At 60.7% G+C, this 25062-nt stretch carries 13 protein-coding genes; 9 read left to right on the top strand and 4 right to left on the bottom strand.

Annotated features, from left to right (window positions below; all coding sequences use genetic code 11):
- Window positions 1-8 precede the first annotated feature (8 nt).
- The 9 genes from QD357_RS11015 (at window position 9) to QD357_RS11055 (ending at window position 10530) form a co-directional block, all read left to right on the top strand.
- On the top strand, window positions 9-3278 hold the full coding sequence (locus tag QD357_RS11015; RefSeq protein WP_414124310.1) for a Wzz/FepE/Etk N-terminal domain-containing protein: 3270 nt from the start codon (window positions 9-11) through the stop codon (window positions 3276-3278).
- Between the two features lie 4 nt (window positions 3279-3282).
- Entirely contained in the window at window positions 3283-4569 is a 1287-nt protein-coding gene (locus QD357_RS11020) for a glycosyltransferase (RefSeq protein ID WP_183938175.1), read from the top strand.
- Window positions 4570-4717: 148 nt separating this feature from the next.
- Window positions 4718-5410, top strand: a complete 693-nt coding sequence (locus tag QD357_RS11025; RefSeq protein WP_183938176.1) for a sugar transferase — start codon at window positions 4718-4720, stop codon at window positions 5408-5410.
- 146 nt (window positions 5411-5556) lie between these two features.
- Window positions 5557-5847: a hypothetical protein gene (locus QD357_RS11030; RefSeq protein WP_183938177.1), complete on the top strand. Its 291-nt coding sequence runs from the start codon at window positions 5557-5559 to the stop codon at window positions 5845-5847.
- Window positions 5848-5948: 101 nt separating this feature from the next.
- Window positions 5949-7367, top strand: a complete 1419-nt coding sequence (locus QD357_RS11035) for an oligosaccharide flippase family protein (RefSeq protein ID WP_414124311.1) — start codon at window positions 5949-5951, stop codon at window positions 7365-7367.
- Between the two features lie 55 nt (window positions 7368-7422).
- Window positions 7423-8244 carry a methyltransferase, TIGR04325 family gene (locus QD357_RS11040; protein ID WP_183938179.1) on the top strand — a complete coding sequence of 274 codons (822 nt, stop codon included), beginning with the start codon at window positions 7423-7425 and terminating at the stop codon, window positions 8242-8244.
- A gap of 22 nt (window positions 8245-8266) precedes the next feature.
- A complete protein-coding gene (locus QD357_RS11045) occupies window positions 8267-8518 on the top strand; it encodes a hypothetical protein (protein WP_183938180.1) in 252 nt (83 codons plus the stop codon).
- A 64-nt stretch (window positions 8519-8582) separates the two neighbouring features.
- A complete protein-coding gene (locus tag QD357_RS11050; protein ID WP_183938181.1) occupies window positions 8583-9767 on the top strand; it encodes a DegT/DnrJ/EryC1/StrS family aminotransferase in 1185 nt (394 codons plus the stop codon).
- Complete coding sequence (locus QD357_RS11055) at window positions 9754-10530, top strand: 4'-phosphopantetheinyl transferase family protein (RefSeq protein ID WP_183938182.1); 777 nt, start codon at window positions 9754-9756, stop codon at window positions 10528-10530. Before QD357_RS11050 ends, QD357_RS11055 begins: the two co-directional genes overlap by 14 nt.
- Window positions 10531-10582: 52 nt before the next feature.
- Here QD357_RS11055 and QD357_RS11060 read toward each other — a convergent pair whose 3' ends face one another.
- From QD357_RS11060 to QD357_RS11075, 4 genes are read right to left on the bottom strand one after another with little or no spacing between them, the layout of a single operon-like run.
- Complete coding sequence (locus QD357_RS11060) at window positions 10583-12181, bottom strand: hypothetical protein (protein ID WP_183938183.1); 1599 nt, start codon at window positions 12179-12181, stop codon at window positions 10583-10585.
- A 48-nt stretch (window positions 12182-12229) separates the two neighbouring features.
- On the bottom strand, window positions 12230-14707 hold the full coding sequence (locus QD357_RS11065) for a condensation domain-containing protein (RefSeq protein ID WP_183938184.1): 2478 nt from the start codon (window positions 14705-14707) through the stop codon (window positions 12230-12232).
- Complete coding sequence (locus tag QD357_RS11070; protein ID WP_414124312.1) at window positions 14704-22818, bottom strand: amino acid adenylation domain-containing protein; 8115 nt, start codon at window positions 22816-22818, stop codon at window positions 14704-14706. The genes QD357_RS11065 and QD357_RS11070 overlap by 4 nt, the downstream gene beginning before the upstream one ends.
- The gene (locus QD357_RS11075; protein ID WP_414124313.1) at window positions 22815-24728 is read right to left on the bottom strand and encodes an amino acid adenylation domain-containing protein; all 1914 of its coding nucleotides are present in this window, start codon (window positions 24726-24728) and stop codon (window positions 22815-22817) included. The genes QD357_RS11070 and QD357_RS11075 overlap by 4 nt, the downstream gene beginning before the upstream one ends.
- Window positions 24729-25062: the final 334 nt, after the last annotated feature.

Genomic DNA, 25062 nt, shown 5'->3' on the forward strand with positions numbered 1-25062 from the left:
GATATATCATGGCAGTTCACGAGATTGGTAAAAGCGTACCCGGAGCTCAATCCGAGGCCAAGCGATCAAATGGAAGCGAATATATCTCCTTTCGCGATATTTGGCGGTTCCTGCAGCGGCATATGCTGATCTTCATCGCCTTCACGGCATTGGGGCTCGGCATTGGCGGGTTCTACGTGACGACCACGAAGCCGACCTATCTGGCAACGACGCGTCTGGTGATGGATCCGGAACAAGGGCGTATTGCATCCCAGGATGCCTTCAGCGGCACGGTCATCATCGAGGCCGCCGAGATCGCCAGCCAGGTTGAGATCGTCAAATCGGAGGCGATCGCCCGCGCGGTGATCGAGAAGCTCAATCTCAGCGAGGACCCGGAAATTGTCGGAGGGGTGTCCTGGCAGGGTGCTTTGCGTGACAAACTGCATAGCATTAGTGCCTATTTCACCCACAGCCACGACGACGACGACGTAAAGCCCGCCCCGACCGAGGACGATCTGATGCGCCGTACCATGGCGTCTTTTCTCTCCAGGGTCTCGGTCAACCGTGTCGGTCAATCCTACATTCTGGAAATCGGCTATAGCTCTACTGATCCGCGCAAGGCGGCACTAGCCGCCAACGCGATCGCCGCCGCCTATATCCGCACGGGGCTCACCGAGCGCGCCTCGGCCGCACAGAGCGGCGCGAAATGGCTGGAGACGCGCCTGATCGAAGTGGGACGGCAGGCCCGCGAAGCCGCAATGAGCGTCGAAGAATTTCGCGCCAAGAACGGCATCATGGAGATCAGCACCTCCTCCTCGCTCGACCAGCAGCAATTGTCCGAAATCAGCAGCCAGGCACTGGCCGCCCGAGCGCAGACGGCCGCTGAATCCGCCAAGCTTGCGACCCTCAACCGATTGATGGCCGGCGAGAAGGTCGAGGGCGATGTCGACGAAACGATCAACAATCCGCGTATACAGAAACTGCAGGAAGATCTCGGCGCCGCGACKACCAAGCTCAACAACCTGAGCAGCCGGTACGATGCCGGCAACCCGGCAATCACGGCCGCTCAGGATGAGATCGATCGGCTGAAGGGCGAGATGCAGAAGGAGTTTGCCCGTATCCAAGCGGTCTATCGCTCCAATCTGGAAGTGGCGCAAACCCGGGAGAAATTGCTGAACGACGAGCTGGCGTCGCTGACAGAAACCGGGACAGACAAAAACCTGGCGCGTGTCGAGCTCTCCGAAATGGAGAGCCGCGCAACGACCTACCGCCGCATGTATGAAAGCATCCTGCAGCAGTTGATCGGCGCGCTGCAGAAGGAATCCTTCCCGCTCGGCAACGCCCGCATCGTCACTGCTGCCGCCGTGCCGCTGACGAAGAATTGGCCGAAATCCTCAATCGTMGTTCCCTTCTCAGCCATGCTCGGCCTTGCCTTGGGACTTGGGATGGCGCTGCTGCGTGACGGCATGGATCGGCGCGTCAGCTCCAGCGAAAAGCTGCGGCGCGAACTCGGCATCACCTCGCTCGGCCATGTGCCCGTCTATGCCGGTCCGTCCTTCGTGCCCGGCCATATCGTGGGCGGAGGCGCGACATGGCGACGAACCATGTCACCGCTCCGATCTGTGCTCGACACGCCCTATTCGCAATTCTCCGAAGCTTTGCGCGGGGTAAAACATTCGGTCGACTCCGCCTTCCCGCCGAATGCTCCGATGGTGATCGGCATCACTTCGGTCGGCACTGGCGAAGGCAAGACGACGATCGCGACCAATCTCGCCCAGCTCTATCAAAACGAGGGCGCGTCCGTGGTGCTGGTCGACGCCGATTTCCTCAATGCCCGCCTCAGCGGCGTGGCAATGGAATCGGGCACGGATTTCGGCATGGAACTGCTGCGCATGACCGAAGTGCCGCGACGCTATTCCGTCGCGCATGAAAACGGCCTGTCCATCGCAACGATCGACCATGATCCGGAGACCGACAGACTGGCATCGCAGTCCTACGGTGCCGGCATTCCCGTCGTCACCGTCGACGAAACGGAGAAATCCGTCACCGCATTCCAGCGCTATGGCCATCTGCCGGCACTCAAGGCGGAAATCGATCTGCTGCGCCGGCGCTATAAGGTGGTCATCGTCGACATGTCGGCCTTTGAAGATTCCGCCGACACACGCGTCATCTGCAGCTATCTCGAAGGCATCGTCGTCGTTGTCGGCCATACCAATAAGATGACCGTGGAGCGGCTGTCCGACGCGCTTGCAAGCTTCGGCACGACGCCGATCAATATCCTCGGCATCATCGCCAACCGCAGCAGCGAAAAGCGCCGCCATGGCGAGCGCCGTCACTGGTGGCGCAAGCCGCAGGTTCGTGAAACCCGCTTTTCCGCCAAGCGGCTCGAAGGGCGTCCGCCTGGCCGTCCGCTCAAGCTGGTCGTCGGCATCGCCAGTGCCGGCCGGCGGGACATCCTGTCCTCGATCCTTCCGCATATTGCTCGCCAAACCCGCAAGCCGGACGAGGTGGTCGTCTGCCTCGCCTCGCCGGAGGACATCGATCCGAGCTGCCTGCGCGATCTCGATTTTCCGGTGCGCGTGCTGATTTCCGAACGCGGACTCTGCCGCCAGCGCAACCGCATCCTCGACAACATCCCGGATGCGGATGCCATCCTCTTCGTCGATGATGATTTCCTCATGACGCCGAATTATCTCGAGGAGACGGAACGGCTGTTCCAATTCCATCCCGACATCGTCATGTGCACCGGCACGGTGCTCGCCGACGGGATTGGCGGCCCTGGCATCTCCGTCCGCGACGGGCTGCGAATGGTCGAATCGAAAGGCCGCCGGCGGTCGGAAGCGACGGCACAGTTCCAATCGGTCTATAACGCCTATGGCTGCAACATGGCCGTCCGCACCACGATCATCAAAGCCGGCAATCTGCGCTTCGATGAAAACCTGCCCTTCTATGGCTGGCTCGAGGATGTGGATTTCAGCCGGATCGTCGCCCGCTACGGCCAGGTGGTCAGCGCCAAGCAGTTGGAAGGCGTGCATCTCGGCACGAAGGTTGGCCGCTCGGCCGGTGTCCGGCTTGGCTACTCGCAGATCGCCAATCCCATCTATCTCATGCGCAAGCGGACTATGAGCGTCCGTCACGCGTCGCTCCAGATCAGTCGCAACCTGATCGCCAACTTCGTCAAGTCCTGGCGGCCCGAGTCGTGGGTCGACCGCAAGGGCCGGCTGAAGGGCAATGCAATGGCCTGTGTCGATCTCTTGAAGGGCAGGCTCGCTCCGCAAAACGTTGAGACGCTGGAGTAATCTCGTGAACCCATCTCGTCCCGATCGGGTCGTCATCATCAACGATCGCTCCGTCAAGGTTGGCGGAGCATCGAACCTGGCGATCCTTTCTGCCGATCTTTTGCAACGCGCTGGAATTCCAGTCACTTATTTCGCCGGCGATGCCGCCGGCGACGATCCGCCAGCGTACGACACCATCAATCTCGCTGGTCTGCCGCTGACGCAACAGGGCCGTATCAGCGCCCTCACCGGCGGGCTTTACAGCAAGAGCGCCTATACCGCGCTACAGGATCTCATTGCCCGAAAGGACACGGCAGCCACGATCTACCATGTGCATGGATGGTCGAAGATCCTGTCACCGTCGATCTTTCGAGCGCTTTGGCCCGTGCGCGAGCGCGTCGTGCTGCATGCCCATGACTATTTCCTATCCTGCCCCAACGGCGGCTTTGCGAATTATCGAAAGAACGATGTGTGTCGTCTCACACCGATGTCGATGCAGTGCCTGACGACGCAGTGCGATAAGCGCGGCTATCACGAGAAGGTCTGGCGATCGGCGCGGCATGTGCTGCGCGAACATTTTTACCCGACCCGGCAAACGCCGGCCAATATCGTCATCGTGCACCAGCGCATGCGCGACTATTTCGACCGCAGCGGTATCGAAACAAACAATATCGAAATCATCCGCAATCCGGTTGAGCCCTTTCTAAAGCAGCCGATGAGTCCGTGGAATAAGCGCGACTTCTTCTTCGTCGGTCGGCTGGAGCCGGAAAAGGGATTCGAGGACGCCGCCATGGCGGCGCGGCTTGCCGGTATAAGCCTCCACGTCATCGGCGATGGCGCCGGCCGCGCGCTGCTAGAGCGCGACTACCCCGAGGTGGTCATCCACGGCTGGAAATCCAAGGAGGAGATGCGCGGCATCATCGGCAACGCCCGCGCGCTCGTCGTTTCCTCGCGTGTACCGGAACCTTTCGGGCTCGCGGCGCTGGAGGCGGTCACCAGCGGCATTCCGGTCATCCTCCCCGACGCGGCGCTTCTCGGCGACGAGATCGCCGAGCTTGGCTGCGGACTAACCTTTCAGAGCGGCAAGGTGGAAACGCTTGCTGGTGCGATGCGCCGGTTTGCGAGCGACAACATGCTGATCCGCCTGATGAGCGTCAACTGCATGCGCAGGTCTAGTGGTCTCGCCCATACGCCGGCTTCCTGGCGGGATGCGCTGATCACTCTCTACGATCGCATTCTCGAGCGTACGACAGCCTCCCTCGCCGTCGCAGATGATTATCCGGAAGCTGCTGAACAATCACCAATCGGGTAGTTGAGTAGACGAATTACCCGCTGACCTAGCCGTGCTTTCCCGGCTTTACGTCAATGGGACTAGGGCAATACCCGCAGGGTCAATTGTCAAGTTTGAGTGCAACTGGCAGCTTTGTCGAAGGGTTCGGAATGTCGAGAGGTTCCAAGAGATGCTGTCGGCTTTTGATGGCTTTGCTCATGATGAGCAATCGCTTCATGATTTGAAACAGACAGCTAGGCGCAGCCGCGCCAAGCGTGCCGTCGATATAGTGCTTTCGGTCGTGGGGTTGCTGTTTCTTGCTCCCGCGCTTCTTGTCATCGCCATCGCTCTGCTGTTGGTCGATGGCCGCCCCATCATCTACCGCCACACCCGCATCGGCCGAGAGGGCCGCACGTTCCAGTGCTTGAAATTCCGCTCCATGCGCAAGGATGCCGACAGGCGCCTGGCCGAACTGCTGGAGCGCGAGCCGGAGCGGAAGAGGGAATGGCTGGCCACTCAGAAGCTGATGAACGATCCGCGCGTGCACTGGCTTGGCAAATATCTGCGCATGAGCAGCGCCGATGAACTGCCGCAGCTCCTGAACGTGCTGCGCGGAGAGATGAGCCTGGTCGGGCCGCGCCCGGTGGTGGCCGCGGAACTCGAGCGCTACGGATCGCAACTCTACTGCTATCTGGCGCTGCAGCCCGGCATCACCGGCCTATGGCAGGTCAATCGCTGCGCCGACACCTCCTACGAGGAGCGCGTACAGTTCGATGTCGATTACTACCACACATGCTCATTCTGGACGGACGCCAACATTCTCTGGAAGACCGTCGGCGTCGTGCTGCTTGCCCGCAATGAAAAGGAACGACTCACCAAATGAAGAAGATGGCGACCGCAGCCCAGACAGCGAGACAAAACAATATCAGCAGCCAACGGAGCACGAATTTCCGGCGCGGAAAGCGCCCTTGCCCGGCTGTGGTGCGATCGGGATCGACGTCCTTCATAACCTGTTCTGCATGTTGTCTCATGACAGTTTACGAAAAACCCTCTGTTGGGCGGATACCAACCAAAAACATCCTTTTAGGCCCGGGCCGCAACTTACGCAACGTTAGGCCGTTCAACGCCAATTTGCTTGGTTTTTGGAGCGTTCCCCTTGGCGCAAGATTGTGTTCCGAATGGGAACAATACATGATTTATCTTAAGAAAATCTGGTTTTTCTTAAAGAAGTCCACTCAATATTGTGGGGTTGAGGCGGATTGGCTGTGGAAAAACCTGGGGTTTTCAACATCCTTTCGTCCGATTCAGGCGGTGCGGTGATGGACGCATTTCCCCTTCCCCCCTCACCTAAGGGCCGATTCGGCTTGCCGCGATGGCTCCGTCTGCGTTTGCCTTCCGTTATCGGCGATGGCGCCTCGACCTTGGGTTCGAAAATCGTCTCCCAGGTCGTGCAGCTCGTCGTTTTCCTCGTCGCAGCTCGCGTGCTGGAGTCGGCCGAATTCGGCCTCTATGCCTATAGCTCCGCCATCGTGATCCTGCTCGTCGTCGTTGCCGAGGGCGGATGGGGCGAGTTCATCATGAAAACGGAGTGCACACGGGACGAGCTCGACCAGGTCGGCACGATCTCGATCATCTCCGGGATCCTGATAACAGTCGTCGGCCTGTCGATTTCCGCGGTCGTCTGGCTTGTCTTCCATCAGTCCTGGGAAGGCATGCTGCTTTGCCTCTTCAGTTGCTGGTTTCTGCCCTCATCGCTTTCGGTCGTCTATGATGGGCTGCTGGTCGCAAGGGGGCAGTTGCGCAAGCAGGCGGCTATCCGTATTGCATCCGAGCTCACCGGCCTGGGCGTGACCATGCTCGGCCTGTGGATCGGCTGGAATATCTTCTCGCTCGTGGCGGGACGGCTTGCAACATTGCTCGTCGGCGTGTTCGCCTCCGCCATCGTCGCGCGGTGGTATCCAAAACTACGCCTGACCGTGCCGTTCGCGCGCGAAATCCTCGAATTCTCGCGCCATATTCTGGCAAACCGGCTTATCATCTTCCTGCGTTCCTATTCCGGTACGCTGGCGATCGGCAGCTTTCTCGGCCTTGCCGAAGCCGGCTACTACCGCGTCGCCGAGCGGATCATCGCCGCCTTCTCCGAGCTTATCGGCGAGCCGGCGCGCATGCTTGCCTGGACGCTGTTTCGCCGGGCGGCCACTAAGATCGATGCCAACGGTAAAACGATTCGCGATGTCGGTGCCTCCGCGACCACCTTCATGACCCTGCTGATGGCGATCTCGGCGCCGATCTATCTTGGCCTGTCACTGATCTCATCCGGCCTGATCGACGTGGTGCTCGGCAACAAATGGGCGCCAGCGGCAATTCTCGTGACGATCCTGTCGGCCAAGCAGGTGCTGCTGACGCCCGGCTATGTCACCGAGCCACTGCTGTCTCTGTCCGGCAATATCAGGCATATGCCTGCCGCGCTCCTGCTCAACGGCGCTATCTCAGTCGGCCTGATCGTCCTCCTAGCACCCTTCGGCGTCGAGGCGGCGGCTTGGGGCCAATGCCTGGCGTCGCTGATTTCCTTTGCGATATCTATGCATCTGCAGCGCAACTATGGCGGCCTCGCGTGGCGGCGGGTGATCAGCGACTGCGCCTATGTCGCCGTCGCCATCGCAGCCATGGCAGCGACGGTCTATTCGCTCGGTTATCTCGCCGAAGCGTCCGCGCTACGGCATCTGGTGACGCTGGCGATACAGGTCGTCTCCGGCGGAGCGGCCTACGTTCTCACCCTCGCGATCCTTGAGAAGGTGATGGGCATCCCCATCCCGATCTTTGCGATCGTCCGGCGATAGGCCTGGGAATTTTCAAAACGAGAAAGGCCGTTCGAGGCCGGATGAGGAAATGATAATGGCGACCGCATCCTTGTCAGAGAACACGCGCTCATTCCTCGGCGGCGCGGTTCGCAGCCTTGGCCGGTCTTTGTCACCGCTGCGCGCCGCCGGCGGACGCTTGCGTTATCTTTCGCCTTTTCCGCGGCGATTTACCGGAGCTTACAGCTCCTACGAGGCCGCCTTCGCTGTCGCCAAGACCATGCCGATGGCCGGCTACGACCACGAGGAAATCGCCACCGTCGCCTTTAACAAAATGTGCCAGGTCTTCCCATGGGACTATCCGGTGCTGTTTTGGATGCGCAACGTGATGCAGGAGGTTGACGGCGTGATCGATGCCGGCGGCCATATGGGAACGAAATACCGAGCTTTCCGCCCGTTGCTCCCGATCGACGAATCCTTCCGCTGGGTCGTCTACGACCTTCCCTCCATCATCCGCGTCGGCCGACGTTTGGCGGAGCGCGATGGCCTCACCAGCCTCAGTTTCGTCGACCGGATCGAGGATGCCGGTCGCATTCCGCTTTTCCTGGGGTCGGGCTTGATGCAATATCTGGATGTGCCGCTCTCCAGCCTGCTGCAGCGCCTGCCGGCTTTGCCCCGGCATCTGATCCTCAACAAGGTCGCCTTCCACAAGAGGGGCCCGGTTGTGACGCTGGAACGGATAAGCGGCACGTATGTCCCTTATCAGATGCGCGACGAGACCACTTTCCTGAGCGATGTGACGCAGCTCGGTTACACGCAGGTCGACCGCTGGGCGATCCCGTCTCTGTCTCACCTCATCGACACTCATCCGGAATTGGGACGAAGCGAAAGCGCCGGTTTCTATTTCCGCCTCGGCTAACGATATTCCCGAAACAAGGGGCATGCTTTCGTCAGGCCTCGTCGTCGAGGCCGCCGCCAACAATCGCGATATCGGCATGCAGCAGCGTGTCGCCCGGGGCGAATTTGAAGCCGCGAATCACTTCTTAGGATTTTCTCACAATTCCTTGTTTTTCTATCGTAATATCGACTTCACAGATCATCGTCCAATCGGCATAGACGCGTATCTCAGCTACCGATTTTGGATAGGTCGTTCGGCCGTGCATCAAGCCATTCTGGCCGGAAAGCCATGCTGAAAATGCCGTGAGCGGGCGCTAGTCTCAAAGACGAGAACCGCTGATTTTATCGGGAGCGAAAGATATGGCTAAGGTCGGATTGCGGGAATGGATGGCGCTAGCGCCGGTGTTTGCCTCGGGGAAATTAGCACGCTACGGCGATGATACCGGTGGCCCATTGCTGCGATTCGAGGCGGATTTCTGCGCCAAGTTCGGCGTACAGCATGCGCTGACGATGAGCAGCGGCACCGGGGCGCTGATTTCAGCGCTGGTCGCAGCCGGCATCGGTCCTGGCGACGAAGTGCTGGTGCCGGCCTATACCTGGATCGCCACCGCCGGCGCGCCTTTGGCCGCTGGCGCCGTGCCGGTCCTGGTCGACATCGATCAGACACTGACAATGGACCCGGCCGATATCGTCCGGAAAATCACCCCGCAGACGAAGGCGATCATCCCGGTGCACATGTCGAACATGGTCTGCGACATGGACAGCATCATGGAGATCGCCCGCGAGTACGGTCTCATCGTCATCGAAGATGCCTGCCAGGCCGTCGGGCTGACCTACAAGGACAAGCGGACGGGCACGATCGGCGATCTCGGCGCCTACAGCTTCAACCAGTTCAAGAACATGAACATCGGCGAAGGTGGCGCTGTCGTCACCAACGATCCGCAGCTTTTCGCCCGGGCGCGCATGTATCACGACATTGGTTCGCTGTTTCGCGGCCATCTCGACAATGCCAACGAACCACCGATGCTCGGCGTGAATTTCAAGGCGAGCCAAATCCAAGGCGCCATGCTGAACGTGCAGCTCAAGCGGCTTGATCCGATGATTGCGCGCATGCGCAAGCGCTACGATTTGATGACAGAGATCCTGTCGAAGAGCGACAGAATGCGCATCGGTCCGCATAATGATGTCGCCAATGCCGCCGGCCTGCATGTCATCTTCGAAACGCCTGACGATGCCAGGCAGTTTGCCGAGGAGAACAAGCGTGGCGTCTATCGGCTCTATGATTCCAGCCGCCATGTCTACACCAATTGGCAGCCGGTGCTGCAGCAGCGCAGCGGCCATCCGGCGATGAACCCTTACAACTGGACCGATCGGAAGATCGAATATACGCCTGATATGTGCACGCAGACCTTGGATATTCTGAAGCGCACCTGCCGTATCAGTCTCGGCGAGAACTATCCGGCGGCGCTGATGGCCTATCTGGCACGGCGTATGGTTCGCCAAGGCCCGACCGCCAGCGGCAAGCTCTCCTATGCAACAACCTAGTTTCGAAGTCATTGGCCCTGACCTCATAGACGTCTGGACCTGGAGCCTCGATGCGCCGTCGTCCTCACTCGATGAGTTCGCCGCGCTGCTATCCGCTGAAGAGCTGGCAAGAGCTGCGCGCTTCGTGCGCGAGCGCGACAGACACAGGTTCATCGTCGGAAGAGGACGGCTGCGGTCCATCCTGGGGCGCTATCTGGACCTGTCTCCACAAAAGGTGACCTTCACCTACAACGACCACGGCAAGCCCTCCGTCGCCCTTCCTGATGGCGCGCCGATCCACTTCAATCTCAGCCACAGCGCCGATCTTGCGGCGCTCGCCGTCTCGGACCGCTACGAACTCGGTATCGATATTGAGGAAATCCGCTTCCTCAAGGAAGATATCGCCGGCCGTTTCTTTTCCCGCAAGGAGTGTCTGACCCTGCAGGCGTTGCCGCCGGAGGCCTATCTCGACGGTTTCTATCGCTGCTGGACGCGCAAGGAGGCCTTCGTCAAGGCGCATGGCGAGGGACTCTCGCTGCCGCTCGACAGTTTCGATGTAACCTTCGACTGGTCAAGCGAACCAAGGCTGGAGCGCCTGGATGGCGATCCCGACGCGCCTTTCAACTGGCGAATTCTGGAACTCGAAACACCGGTCACGTTTGCCGGCGCGGTGCTCGCCTTGACAAAGGGTCGCCCTGTCGGCCTGCGCTATCGTAGCGATGAGGGTGAGACGGCCATAGCACATCGCGATCTGCGGATTCGCTCCGCGCCCTTTAGCCCCTGATTTTGCGCATGTCGCCATCACAAAACCGCCCCGCACTTTTGCGCGGCGGTCTTTAAATGCTCAATCTTGCATCCATGACATAGCGTCCGCCCGCTGCGTCGAAATGATGGCAGCCGAGAAGTCCGGTCTTGAAGTCAGGCGTGATCGTGCGGATGCAGCGTTCCTTATAATCGTCCAGCGTGAGCTCCTCGATTTCCATGATGTTCAGCCCGTAGCCATAGATTCCATGGGCATTTCGCTGCGATGGCCTGTAGATCTTGCCGTCACGCTCGAAGATGCGCCCGGCATTGCGGGCCACGGTGCTGCCGATGACGACAGGGTTGCGCTTGTGCGGCACAACGCGCTTCAGCTCCGGGCCGTCGACCTCGAAGATGTAGAGTTCACTGCAATGATCCTCGTAGGCGTGGTGATCCGAGAGATTGGTGAAGAGCCACCATTTGCCGTCGTGACGCATCAGAATGCTGTCGGCGGCCGATTGGCCCTCGAGGGCGGTCGAATAAAGCTCCCATTTCAATGGAAATTCGGTACAGCGCCAGACCTCGAGCCGCCCCGACTGATGCGTCTCCGGCATCATGAAGATATCGTCGCCTTCGCGGAATACGAATGGATAGGAGAGATGGTGCGGACGGTCGAGTGCCACGCCGATCCGCTCCACCTTGTCGCCGTTGAAGCGGCCGACAGCGATATGCGCCTTTCGGTCGCCATCGGCATAGGCCTCGTAGAACAGATAGCATTCGCCATCGTGCTGGAAGAGGAATGGATCGGCCTTGATGTCGCCCTTGGTCGGCGGAATCTCAATCGCCTGGGTAGGATCGAAATCATCGATCCGCCCGCGGCCGGTGTAGAGCGTCCAGATGGACGATCCGAAGCGTAGCTTTGTTTTCAAGGCTTTGAGCGTTTTTGCTGAGAGATAGCCTGATAGCGCGCCGGCGTAGCGGAGGAGATCGCCGGATGATGGGGCAGACGTAGGTCCTAGGCGCGCCACCGAGGAGCCGAGCTTGCGGGTATCTGCGAGACGCGCGACTTCGCGCATCAGAAGCGTCACGCCCCGCTCCCGGACAAAAGCGGCATTGCGGGCCGCACTGAACTTGATGTTGAACGAGGAGTTGGCGATTTCGGCGACGGGCATTTCACCGCCACGCTTGGCATAAAGCATCAGCTCCGTTGTCGGTGCCTTGGCGATGACGCTGCCATAGCTGAACCAATCGACATGTTCCGATCGCTGATCGGAGAAGTTGAAGGCCCATTCGCCGAACGGCAGTGCCCGTATCGCATCGTCGGGCAATCCCTCCGGGGTGGTGCGTATGACCAGATCAAGGTCGAGACGCTTGAGTAATGCGCTTGCGACACTGCCATCAGTGGCATTGCGGCCGTTGATCGCTTCGAGATAATCGACACGCTGCCGGCCGACATCGAAATGCTTCGGAGTATAGGCAGGCTGCCGGGCCAGGAATTTGCCTTCCAGCCGAGCTCCCAGAGCAAATAACGACGACGTCTTCCGGTTGCCGAAAGCGCTGGGATGAACGAGCAGCGTAACGAGCTCGAAGCGCGGGTCAGCGAGGATCCGGTCGAAGACCATCAGCTCCCAATTCTCAAAGCCATCCTTGTGCCCGGCAAGAATGCCGATCCTCAAAGGCCTGGTCATATCCATGATCGCGTTTCCTGTGCGGTTTCGCCGGATAGCTTTCGAAGCGGCGCCTTAGGCGCCGCCGAACTTCTTGGAGACGACCGATGCCAGTTCGGCCACCGAGTCCTCATGCCAGCCTTTAATGTCGACAACGGTGGTATCTGCTGCCACCGCGTCGCCCCACCCGAACAGCAGCTTGCGAGCGCGGTGATGATTGGCCTGGCTGCGCAACAGTATCACAGAAGGGTCCTTGTTCTGCACCGGCTTATAGCTGCGCGCCGCCGCCACCAGCAGATCCGTCACCGCCGCATTGGCCTCTTCGTCAGATGAATATTGCCCAGCTTTGACACCGAACATTTTCAGAAGTGCCAGTGAGAAGTTGAACTCCTTGAGGTAGACGATCAACGGCATCCGGCCCGACAATACCTTCCTGGTGAAATAGCTGAAGCGTTTGACGCGCCGCTCCCTGTTCCAGCGCTTCTGCTCCTTTTTCGGCAGCGAGCGGAAGTAGCCTGGCGCCCATGAATCGATGATGGCGGTGAAGCTGACATCGGCGCCCTTCTCCCGCAACTGCCGGGCCACTTCCATGGCCAGCGTGCCGTTGACGCAGAGCCCGGCAAGGGCAATCGGTCCGGCGTTGACGTCGATCTGCATGGCGTCGACTGCATGGCGAGCGATGTCTTCGAGACGCAGATCAGCCAGACCTTTTCTGAGATCGGGATTGAACATGTTGACGTTATGAACCGAGATCGTATCCGGCAATGCGTTTGCCAGGCGGTAATACAGCAAGGGGTGGTTCAGCGTATAAAGCGAGGCCGGCCCCGTGCCGCGTTTGCAGGTGAGCAATTCCCAAGGGTTGGCGATCCCGGTGGCGGGCTCCTTTGTCTTTGGCGTCTCGAAAATCGCGGCGGCAAAGCCTTCGAGCGTCGGTTCCTTGAACAAAAGCTCCAACGTCGGCTTGACGTTGAATTTATCCCGCACCGCCGACAGCAGCCGCAGTGCCAGCAGGGAATGACCGCCGAGCGCGAAGAAGTCGTCCTGCGGCCGCACCTGCGGAACTTGGAGAATGTCCTGCCAGAGGGCGGCAAGCGCCGCCGTCTTCTTCGCCACCGGCGTGTCGGCCGAAGCGTGGCTTGCGGACGCCTCGGCCGCCGTGTCCCTGGCGGCAGCGATCGCCTGCCGTTCAGGCACGGTCAGGGAAGACAGCGATGCCTCGGGATGATCGAGGGCGATCTCATAGGCTTTCTGCCAAAGCTGCAGCAGGCTTTCGATCGTGCGCGCATCGAAGAGATCGGCGTTATATTCGATCGACATGCGCCAGCCCGTCGGTCGGCCGATCATGATGAAACTCAGATCGTAGATGACGCCGGGCGATTGCGAGGGCGAACTGATCAGCTCGAAGCCGCCATAGCGGTGATCCTCCAAGAATGCCTTCTGCAAATTGAAGTTCACCGAGATCAGCGGATTGCGCGAGGGATCGCGGACCGGATTGATCAGTTCCACCAGCTTGTTGAACGGCATGCGCTGATGGTTCAGCGCCCCTTCCACCGTCTCGCTGACCGAATGGATATGCTGTGCGAACGAGATGTCGGAAGAAAAATCGAAGCGCAGGACGAGGTTGTTGATGAAGACGCCAATCAGGTCTTCCAGATCGGAATGTTCACGGCCCGCCACCTGCGAACCGAACATCACCGTCTGTGCATTCGTCAGCCGATGCAGCATGGCGCTGATGATGGCGGCGCCATAGCTGTATTGCGAGACGCGGTGAGCCCGTGCGGCGGCGTCCATGCGCTCGCTGAAGGCGAGAGGCTGCGCGACGGAGAGAATATTGCCGTGATTGGTCTTCACACGGCCGCGCGGATGATCCGGAGTGACCTCGAAGTAAGGCGCACCGGTGAGTTTTTCCTTCCAGAAGGTCTTTTCCGTCTCGAAGCCGTAGCTCTGCAGATATTCCTGCTGCCAGAGGGCATAATCGCCATATTGCAGCGGCAATTCCGGCAACACCGGCGGCCTGCCGGCGTCGATAGCGGCGGCGATTTCCCCCACTTCCCGTCCGAGCACGCGGATCGACCAACCGTCGAAGCAGCTCTGATGGGCGGTGATAAGGAGAACCCCGCGGTCATTTTCGGCCATCAGCAAGGAGACGCGAAAGAGCCCGGGCTTGCCGAGGTCGAAAGGAGCTTGCGCCGTCTCCTCGCCGATCGACATAATTCTCGCCTGACGCTGATCGGCCGCCATGCTGCGAAGGTCGATCACCGACATTTTGAAATCGATCCGGTCGACCGCCTGCTGATAGGGGCGGCCCTCCCTTTCGATGAACCGCGTCCGCAGGATCTCGTGGCGCTGGATCACCTTGCGAAAGGCCTGCTCGATGGTGGCGGCTTTGAATGTGCCGCGAATTTCCCAACGAACCGCGACATTAAGGGCTGGATTGCCGGGGAGCAACTGGTCGAGAATCCAGCAGCGCAATTGCGTCTGCGTGCAGGGAAACTCGCCGATGATCTCCAGATCGGCAACCTGGCCTACGGGGCTGTTTTCAACAGTACTCATATCGCCCTCTCCAATCCGCGGCGTGCGCCGTTACGGAAGTCTCTCAATGAAGGAACGTGGAATTGCGCCGGATCAGTCTTGATCTCGCCTTGGCTGTCGGCAAAGGCCGCCAGCTCGACCACCGACGGATGACGCAGCAGATGCTTTGCCTCCAGCGGCAGGCCGGTATCGAGCATGCGGGCGGCGATGCGGAAGATGGTCAGCGAGTCGGCACCCAGCGCGTAGAGATTGTCGTCGACACTGATGTCGCCGAGGTTCAACACCTCCTGCCAGATCGTCAGGATCCGCCGCTCCGTCTCCGTCTTGGGTTGGACCTTGACGATTGCGGCCTCGCGCTGCGGCACGCCGCGCAACTGCAGGGTCTTGCGGTCGAGCTTGCCATTGGCCGTCTGCGGCAGCTCGCTTTCGGTCACCCAGAAGCTCGGCACCATATGGCCGGGAAGATTGGCCTTGGCATGGGCGGCGAGATTGGCTKACGAAAGCTCGGCGCCGCTGATGGTGGGCACGGCGTAGCAGACGAGAGAGCGGTCGCCCTTCTGGTTCTCCGCCGCGACGACGGCGCATTGGCGGACACCTTCGGCTTTGGAAACGACGGCTTCGATGTCGCCGAGTTCGATGCGGAAGCCGCGCAGCTTGATCTGCTGGTCGCGCCGGCCGAGCAATTGCAGCGACCCGTCGGCCAGGCGGCGGCCGACATCGCCGGTCTTATAGAGCCGCTTCGGCCTGCCGGTTGCGAAGCAGAACGGCACGAAGGCTTTCTCGGTCAGGTCAAGCCGGTCGAAATAACCGTTCGCCAGGCCGTCGCCGCCGATATGCAGTTCGCCCGTTACGCCGATCGGCGCGATACGATTATTCTGGTCGAGGATGTAGAGCTGCGTATTGGCGATCGGGTGACCGATGGTGATCGGCTGATCCGCGTCGGTGATCCGCTGCAACGAAGACCAGATCGTCGTCTCCGTCGGGCCATACATGTTCCAGAGCTCACCCCCGATCGTCAGCAACGATTTCGCCAGCTCCTTCGGCAAGGGTTCGCCGCCGCACAGCATCTTCAGGTTCGGCCGTTCCTTGAGGCCGGCCTCGGTCAGCATCTGCCAGAGCGTCGGAGTTGCCTGAAGCACCGTGGCATTGTGCTCGTTGACCAGTTTCACCAGCGCGAAACCGTCCTGTACTTGGGTGCGGCTGGCGATGACGACCTTTCCGCCCGATATCAGCGGCAGGTATATTTCCAGCCCGGCAATATCGAAGGAGATGGTCGTCACGGCAATCAGCGTGTCGCTGGCGGTGAATCCCGGCTCCTTCGCCATGGAGAGGAGGAAGTTCGTCAGCGCCCGGTGGGACACTTCGACGCCTTTCGGCATGCCGGTCGAGCCCGAGGTAAAGATGATATAGGCCGGAGCGGTCGTGTCGGTCGGCAGGTATTTCAGGGTAGCACCCGTCATCGAGCCGATGGCCTTGGCGTCCTTGTCGACGCGGATGATAGGCGTGCCCGAGGCAGCAAGCCGTGCCATCTCGTCGCTGTCGCAGATCAGGCCGCCGACGCGGGCGATATCCAGCGTCTGACGCAACCGCGGCTCGGGATGGGCCGGATCCATGGGCACATAGGTGTGCCCGGACTTCATKACCGCCATAAGAGCGACGATCATTTCCAGCGAGCGCTCGACGAGAAGCGCGACGCGCTGGCCGGGTTCGGGGATCGCCATCTGCAGATAGAGGGCGAGCTGATTGGAGCGGGTTTCGAGTTCGCCGTAGGTKATCGTGCGGCCGTCATGTTCGGCGGCGACAGCATTCGGGGTTTGTGCTGCCTTGCGGGCGAAGAGCGAGAAGGCAAACTCGTCGTGATTATACTCCATCGCCGTATGGTTCAGGTCGTCGATCAGCCAGGATTTCTCGTCCGCCGTCAGCAGCGACAGGTCGGAGACCTTGCGATCCATATCTTTCGCAAGTGCTGCTGCCAGCGTCGCGAAATGGCCGATCCAGCGCTCGATGGTGGCGCGGTCGAAGACATCGGCATTGTAGTCGACGTCGATGCGAATATGGTCCGTTGCCTCGATCATGTTGAAGAACATGTCGAAGTTGGAGAATGCCTTCGCATTCGGCTCGATCGTGGGCTTGAGGTTGCCGAAGGCGGAGCCACCGGCCATCCGCTCCAGGTTGAACTGGATCTCGGTGAGCGGCAGGCGCCGAGAGTCGCGCTTGATACCGAGTTTGCGCACCAGCGTGCCGTAGGTGTAGTCCTGATGCTCGAACGCCTGGAAGACCAACTGCTGCGTTGCCTTCAGGTGCGTCACGAAGGATTCCGCCGGCGTMACGGTCTGGCGCAGCGGTAGGAGATTGACGCAGTGGCCGACAAGGATCTGGTCGCCGATCAGGCTCTGGCCGGCCGACGGGATGGCGATGACGATGTCATCCTGGCCGGAAAGCCTGGAGATCGTCACCTGCAGGGTGGCAAGCAGGGTGGAGAACAGCGTCGCACCCGATTTTGCCCCTGCCTTCTTCAGCGTCTTGTAGACCTCTTCGCCGATGAAGCCGGTGCAGGTTCCGCCGGCAAAGCTGCGATATTCCGGGCGCGGCCGGTCAAGTGGCATTTCCGGCAGATCGGGAACCGTCTTGAATTGATCGAGCCAGAATTGTTCCGTTGCTCCGGATTTCTCCGGTTTCGGTGCGAAGTCGGTCGAATAGGTGGCGAAGGACAGAGCCGGTTCGAAGCTCGGCGTGTCGCCCTGTTGGTAGGCGGCATAGGCGGTCGACAACTCGTCCACGAAGACGTTGATCGACCAGCCGTCGCAGACGATGTGATGGCCGGTGAAGACGAAGACGTGCTTGTCGTCACTAAGCTTCACGATGCTGGCGCGGGCCAGAGGACCGTTCACGAGGTCAAAGGGTGTCAGCGCCTCATCTTCGATGATCTGCCGTAGATGAGCTTCATCGGCACCATCGACCAGCGGCAGGTCAAGTTTGAAATCCGGAATGAGGTGGAAGAACTGGCCGCTGCGGTCGAAACGGATATGGAAGGCATCGTGGCGGTCAACGACAGTATCAATGGCTTTGCGGAACGCTTTCTCGTCGAAAGCGCCTTCGAGCTTCAATGAAAAGGACTCGTTGAAAGAGCACGAGGCTTCGTCGCCGGCCTGTGCCGCCAGCCAGATTTCCGTCTGTGCCTCGGTCAGCGGTGCGGATTGAGGCCGCGGAGCGCGCGCTACCGCGGGTACTTTCGTTTCGACCGCCGGAGTTGGCCTATCTTCGGCAGGCGCGAGAATGCCCACCGACTGCAGGGCATCGAGACTATCGCGGAAAGCCTTGGCGATGGTCTGGAAATCGCCTTCGCTATGGGCCGTCGTCAGGAAGCAGGGATAGCCTTCCTGGATGTGGACGCCGTTCAGGCGCATCTGGGCGTAAAACAGCGACCCCAGCGAATCCTGGCTGCTGAAGTCGGCGGCGAACCAGCTCTTATAGCCGTGAACGACATCGGCAATGCCGCGCCTGGCAAGCTCCGCCTTCATCTCGGCGACGAGGGCCTGGGTCCGTTCGGCGACCCGCCCATAAAGTTCCGCACCTTCGCCCTTGATGTGATGCAGGACGGCATTTGCCGCGGCAAGCACCAGCGGGTGACGTACGAATGTGCCGGCAAAAAAAGTCGGGGCGGTCATGGGAACGGAGTCATCGCCGTAATTCCAATGGCCGCCGTCGAGAGCATCCATGAAACGCGCGCTTCCAACCAGAACTCCAATCGGCATGCCGCCGCCGACAACTTTGCCATAAGTCGCCATATCGCCCTTGATGCCCCAAATTGCCTGCATGCCGCCGGGATCGACGCGGAAGCCGGTAACGACTTCATCGAAGACCAGGGCGAATTCAGACTTGGTTGCGACATCGCGCAGCTCACGAACGAATTCGATCGGCTGCAGTTCGGGATGGCGGCTCTGGATAGGCTCAATGATAACGGCCGCGATCTCATCGGCATTGTTGCGGATGAAATCGAGGCTTTCCGGTGCGCCATAACGCAGCACGGTCATGTTGGATACCGAGGCCATCGGGATGCCGGAAGCGATCGGCAAAGCGATCGGCTTGTCAGCCCGGTTGCGGCCCTTGACCAGCACTTCGTCGAACTGGCCGTGATAGTCGTTGGCGAAGACCACGATGCGGTCGCGGCCGGTGACGGCGCGGGCAAGGCGCATGGCGGCCATGACGGCTTCCGAGCCGGTGTTGCAGAAGGTGACCCGCTCATGGCCGGTCACTTCGGCGATCATTCCGGCAACGTCACCGGCAAGCGGCGTCTGCGGGCCGATGGCAAAGCCGATGTCTGCCTGGGCCTTGATCGCATCGATGACGAAATCCGGGGCGTGACCGAAGGCAGTCTGACCGAAACCGTTGACCAGATCGACGTATTTGTTGCCGTCGACATCCCAGATGTGCGCGCCCTTGGAATGGTCGCAGACGATCGGGAAGACCATTTCCTTCCAGTCGGCGCGGAAGCCGGAAGCCGTGCGCGGGTCGGCGAGCCAATGGCGATTGTCCTTGGTGAAGGCCTTGGACTTGGCATTCTTCGCTTCATAGGCGGCGGTCAGGTCGGCGATGAAGGCGCGTTTCGCATTGGATATTTCGGGCGCCAGGCTCTTTGCGCCCGGACGGTAGAGCTTGATGCGTTCCGTGCCGAATTCGGTTTCCGTTGCCTCCGTCGCCGGCTTGGCGGCGGCTGCAGCGACAGGCGCGGGAGCAGCGACAACGGCCGGCACTGGTTGCGGGGCGGCTGCCATCGCAGCAGCAGCGGGCGGAACGAGCGCCGTGCCGCCCTGCAGGATCAGCAACTGCTGGGCAAACAACGACTGCGCGAGCAGGATCTGCGATTGCAGCACGGCTGCCAAATCGGGCGAAGCGCCTGACGCCATCGGCATTGGGGCGACGGGAAGCGCCATCGGAATTGCGACCGGCGACGGTGCTGCGGCAACGGGCGCGGCGGCAGCGACAACCGGCGTCGCCTGCGGTGCGGCGGCTGGTTTTACTCCATCCGGCGGCATCTGCTGGTCGAGATGCAGAGCCAAATCAGCGACTGAGGGAATGTTGCTGAGCAGCTCGCGGAAGGAAAGCTTGACCTTGTATTCCTTCTCGATGCGCTGCGCGAACTGGCCGACGAACAGCGAGTCGAAACCGAGTTCGAGGAAAGTCACGGCCCGCTCGGTAACCCCCAACGTCTCCCCTGACATTTCGCCGAGCAAGGTCAACAGGGATGTTTCAAGTGTGAGGACGCGATCGGAAAGGGAGAGTGGTGTTACGACGTTCATGGCGTTGTTCTCATCGACAAGGTTGACATCGGCTGCGAAAGAGGCAGCGGGCGCAGGAATTTCAGCGGGCAGAGCCGGTTGGCTCGACGCACGGCGGGAGGATTGTGGTGCGTCGATCCAGTGGCGCTGGCGCTGGAACGGATAGGTCGGCAGTGCAAGGCGCTGCTGGGCGTTGGCAGGCAGAGCCGGCCATTCCAGCGTGTAGCCGGCCATCCAGAGTTTGCCATGTGCTTCCGCCAGGGTCTCGGCAGCGGCAAAGGCACGATCATGCTCGGGCAGCGACTGAACGATGGCGGCAAGACCGTCACGGGCAATCGTCTGCGCGGCAAAGACGGAGAGCGTTCGACCGGGACCGACTTCCAGAAGCACCGGTTTTCGGCCACGGCAGAGCGTCATGAGACCATCGGCGAAGTGAACCGCATCGCGGCAATGGCTCGCCCAATAGTCCGGCGAGGTTCCGCGTTMGCCGGTCTGCCAGTCGCCGGTAACGCAGGAAATATACGGCATGGTGGCCTTGCCGTAGGTGGTCTTCGCCGTTTCTTCACGCAGGGCAAGAACGGCGTCATCCATCATCGCCGAATGGAAGGCATGCGAGGTATGCAACCGGCTGAAGGCGATGCCGGCGGATTCGAGAATGGTGCAGACCGTGTCGATATCCTCGAACGGCCCTGAGATGACGGAGAGCTTCGGCGCATTGATCGCGGCGATTTCGACATTGCCGCGCAGATGCATGGAGACCGTTTCGGCATCGGCGCGAACGGACACCATCGCACCATGCGGCTGGTTCTGCATCAGCCGCCCGCGATTGGCGACCAGCCGCAAGCCGTCTTCGAAGGAGATGACGTTTGCAAGCGTTGCAGCAACGAATTCGCCGACGCTATGGCCGATCATCGCATAGGGCTTGACGCCACGGCTCAACCACAGCCGCGCCAGCGCGTATTCGACGAGGTAGAGGCAGGGCTGGGCGATGCGCGTCTCGCGCTGCTCGTCGGCCATGGACTGCGTTACCGGGCCGGTGTGGCAGATATAGTCGCGCAGATCGACGCCAAGCGTCATCTTCAGGAGTTCGGCACCGCGGTCGATCCAGCGGGCGAATTCCGGCTCCGCGCTGTAGAGACCGGCGCCCATGCCGGGATATTGAGCGCCCTGCCCCGGAAACATGAAGGCGACCGGCGGTTGATCGGCGGCAACGAGCGGCTGATAGCGCTCCGCTGTCAGGCGATCGATCGCTTCTTCCGCAGTGCTGACGGCAATGGCGAGGCGGTGATTGAATTCACGCCGGCCGGCCTGCAGCGTGTGGGCCAGTTGCGCCAAAGGCAGGCCGGGGCTCTTGGCAAGATGGTCAGCGAGATTGCCGCGCATCGCTGAGAGGGCAGCCGGATTCGATGCCGAAAGCGGCAAAATATAGGGCTCTTCCTGCTTACCGGCGGACTCGGCGCGACGAACCGGCGCCTCCTCGACGATGACGTGAATGTTCGTGCCACCGACACCGAATGCACTGACGCCGGCACGGCGCGGCCCCTCCGTTTCCGGCCAGTCGATCATTTCGGTCGGGATGTAAAAGGGGCTGCGCTCGAGGTCGATGCGTGGGTTCGGTTTCTCGTAGTTAGGCATCGGCGGTATCTTCGCCTTGCCCAGCGCCAGCGCCGTCTTGATAAGGCCAGTAACACCGGCCGCGGCGTCCGTATGGCCGATATTGCCTTTCACCGATCCGAGGGCACAACTTGCTTGCCCCGGCGGATCCTCCGAGAAAGCACCCTTGAGGCCGCTGAATTCGATGGGGTCGCCGAGCGGCGTCGCCGTGCCGTGGCATTCGACATAGCCGATAGTAGCCGGCGAGACGGCGGCATTCGCAAAGGCTGCGGAAATCGCTTCGGCCTGGCCTTCKACGCTGGGTGCGACGAAGCCGACCTTGTCGGAGCCATCATTGTTGACGCCATAGCCGCGAATGATCGCATAGATATGGTCGCCATCTCGGATAGCATCCTCCTGGCGCTTCAGAAGGACGACGCCGGCGCCGCTGGCGAAGACTGTCCCGGCGGCGTTCGCGTCGAAGGGACGGCAGGTGCCATCCGGCGAGGCCATGCCGCCTTCCTGATAGATGTAGCCCCGCCTTTGCGGAATGGTGATGGAGACGCCGCCGGCAAGCGCCATGTCGCAGCTATAGGTCAAGAGGTTCTGGCAGGCCTGCGACACGGCCAGCAGCGAGGTCGAGCAGGCCGATTGCACTGTGAAGGCGGGACCGCGCAGATTGAACTTATAGGCGATGCGTGTGGCAAGCGTGTCGTTGAGCGCGCCGACAAGCTGTTGGAAACAGCCGATCTGATAGTTGGAGGTGAATTCCTCCGCCTTGGCGCGATCACCAAGGACGTTGTTGATCAGATAGGTCGGCATCGAGGAGCCGGCGAAGACGCCGATCATTCCCGGGTAGCGCTGCGGATCGTAGCCGCCATTTTCGAGTGCTTCCCAGCAGATTTCCAGGAAGACCCTGTGCTGCGGATCGGTCAGCGCTGCCTCGCGCGGATACATGCCGAAGAAATCGGCATCGAACATTTCGATATCGCGAAGATGCGGGCGGGCCGGAACAAAGTTCGGCTGCGCGCGCTCCTCGTCGGTAAAGGCATCTTCGAGTTCTTCCGGCGAGAATTGCGAGAAGGCATTCCGACCCTCGCAAACCATTTGCCAAAGCGCTGCTACTGAAGGCGCTCCCGGGAAGCGACCGGACATGCCGATGATTGCGATACCGCCCGAATCCTGATTGTCCCAATCCTGATTGCTATCGAAATCACGCTCATTGCCATTGGCATGACCGGTGTCGAAATCTTTCGTCATGAAGAACTCCTGCGGAATTGGGACATGGTCTTTCTCTGGAGAGCGGCGCGCTGGGCGGCTGCGATCGCACGTGCTGAACCCGAAGCCTTGCCGTCGACGTAGCGCGCCAATTCGCGGATCGTCGGATGCTTGAACAAGGCGACGACGTCGACGGAGCGCTCGAGCTCGGCCTCAAGGCCTGCATGGATCTCCATGAGCTGAAGCGACGTTCCGCCGAGGTCGAAGAAGTTTCTGTCGAGATCGATTTTCCCCGCACCCAGCGCGTCCTGCCAGAGTCTTGTCAGAAGCGTCTCCGTCTGGCTCTTGGCGATGGCGTCGGGTGCAATCTCGATCTGCTCCATCGGCGGCGGCTGAAGCTTGGAGCGGTCGACCTTGCCGGCCGGCGTCAGCGGGAATGCGTCGACCACCACGGCGGCACTCGGGATCATGTAGGCCGGAAGCGTTGCGCGCAGCGTCGCCATGACGCTCGGCACGAAATCGGGGCCTGCACTCCCTTGACGGGGGCATAGGTAGGCGACGATGCGCTTCAGCGTCGGGCTTTGGACGTGGCAAAGGACGATGCCGTCGGCAAGGCGCGGATCGCGTCTCAGCGCCGCCTCGATTTCATCGAGCTCGATACGCTTGCCGTTGATCTTGATCTGCCGATCGCGGCGTCCCTTGAAGGCGACCATGCCGTCCGCATGCAGAACGGCGAGATCGCCCGTCAGATAGTAGCGCTTCTGTCCGCCATTCGTGCTGATCGTCACGAACTTCTCTGCAGTCATTTCCGGACGTTTGAAGTAGCCGATCGCAAGCCCGTCGCCCGAGATCGCCAACTGCCCTTCGGTTCCGTGCGGGACCTCGCGCAATTCCTCGTCGAGGACGGCAACGCCGGTATGCGCGATCGCCCTGCCGATCGGCAATTCCTGGCTGGAAAAGTTCGGAGGTATCTCAAAGGCTGTCGCAAAAACCGTCGTTTCGGTCGGTCCGTAGGCGTTCGTCAGCTTGCAGCCGGGATGACGGTCGAGAAAACGGCGCGCATGAACCGCCGAGCCGACGTCGCCGCCGAACAGGACATGGCGAAGCTTCGGCATATCGCCGTCCGCATGGTCGGCAAACACGTTGAAGAGCCCCGTCGTCAGAAACATGACGCTGACGCCGGTTTCGCGAATCAGGTTGCTGAGACGAGCGACGGAGAAGCTGGTGTCCGGCATACCGACAAGCGTGCAGCCGTTGAGCAAGGCTCCCCAGATTTCGAGGGTCGCTGCGTCGAAGGCGATCGTTGCGGTGTGGAGGACCACATCATCCGGCTGGAAATCGACATAGGTCTGATCCAGGACGACTCGGGAGATACTGCGATGCGCGATCGCGGTGCCTTTCGGCCGGCCCGTCGAGCCGGAGGTGTACATGACGTAGGCCAGGTCGTCGCCGCCGATCTTGACGGAAGGCTTCGGCTGCGGCGGGCGGATGGTCATTTCCGCGATGATCGCGCTGGCCTCGATGACCCGGCCGCGCATGCTGGGAACGACGCTGATCTTATCGCCATAGGCCGAATCGACGAAGACCACCTTCGGCTCGCATTCGCCGATGACATAATCGAGATGTTCGAGCGGAAAGGCGGGATCGAGCGGAAGATAGGCGCCACCCGCCTTGAGAATGGCGAGCTTGCAGATGATGGCATTGAGGCTGCGCGGCAGGAACAGGCCGATAATGTCAGCCTTGCGGACGCCGAGTTTCACGAGATAGGCGGCCAATGCGTCGGAGAGCCGATCGAGATCGCGGTAGCTAAGCGCCGTATCGCCGAAAACGACCGCCGTCGTGTGCGGCGTGGCTTGAGCCTGTTCACGCACCATGTCGTGAAGGTTGCGGTCTCGGTCGTAGTGCATGGCTACGGGAGAATTGGCTTTCTCTTCTAAATCGAAATCGATCATCGCTGTGCTCCGGGCTACGTTTGCTGACTGCGACGGCACGGTCTGCGTGCCCAATCGTCGTCAGCAGAATTTCACGCTGTCGGAAAATCACCAGTTGATCATTGGGATGACTGCCGTCCTCCACGAAAGTCTTAAGCCTTAGCCGACGTAGACATTTCGTCGGAAGCGACCGCCGAGGCGGTCGCGAGCTGTCCAAAAGCATTACGGGAAGAGGAAACCGAGTGCCTCACGCGCGAAAATACCCTGCGTCCCAAAGGGAGAAGGTTTCGATTCTGCGTTTATTGAAAGAGTGCAGGCTGAGACTGTCGCTGCAGAGAGAAGGCATGCAAACCAG

Source organism: Rhizobium sp. BR 317 (assembly GCF_047445835.1).
GTDB lineage: Bacteria > Pseudomonadota > Alphaproteobacteria > Rhizobiales > Rhizobiaceae > Rhizobium > Rhizobium paranaense.

Bases quoted from the DNA above. Each gene is read 5' to 3' on its own strand.
- QD357_RS11025 (WP_183938176.1), top strand. From the start codon at position 4,718: ATGCTGTCGGCTTTTGATGGCTTTGCTCATGATGAGCAATCGCTTCAT.
- QD357_RS11030 (WP_183938177.1), top strand. From the start codon at position 5,557: ATGACAGTTTACGAAAAACCCTCTGTTGGGCGGATACCAACCAAAAAC.
- QD357_RS11040 (WP_183938179.1), top strand. From the start codon at position 7,423: ATGGCGACCGCATCCTTGTCAGAGAACACGCGCTCATTCCTCGGCGGC.
- QD357_RS11045 (WP_183938180.1), top strand. From the start codon at position 8,267: ATGCTTTCGTCAGGCCTCGTCGTCGAGGCCGCCGCCAACAATCGCGAT.
- QD357_RS11050 (WP_183938181.1), top strand. From the start codon at position 8,583: ATGGCTAAGGTCGGATTGCGGGAATGGATGGCGCTAGCGCCGGTGTTT.
- QD357_RS11055 (WP_183938182.1), top strand. From the start codon at position 9,754: ATGCAACAACCTAGTTTCGAAGTCATTGGCCCTGACCTCATAGACGTC.
- QD357_RS11060 (WP_183938183.1), bottom strand. From the start codon at position 12,181: ATGGATATGACCAGGCCTTTGAGGATCGGCATTCTTGCCGGGCACAAG.
- QD357_RS11065 (WP_183938184.1), bottom strand. From the start codon at position 14,707: ATGAGTACTGTTGAAAACAGCCCCGTAGGCCAGGTTGCCGATCTGGAG.
- QD357_RS11075 (WP_414124313.1), bottom strand. From the start codon at position 24,728: ATGATCGATTTCGATTTAGAAGAGAAAGCCAATTCTCCCGTAGCCATG.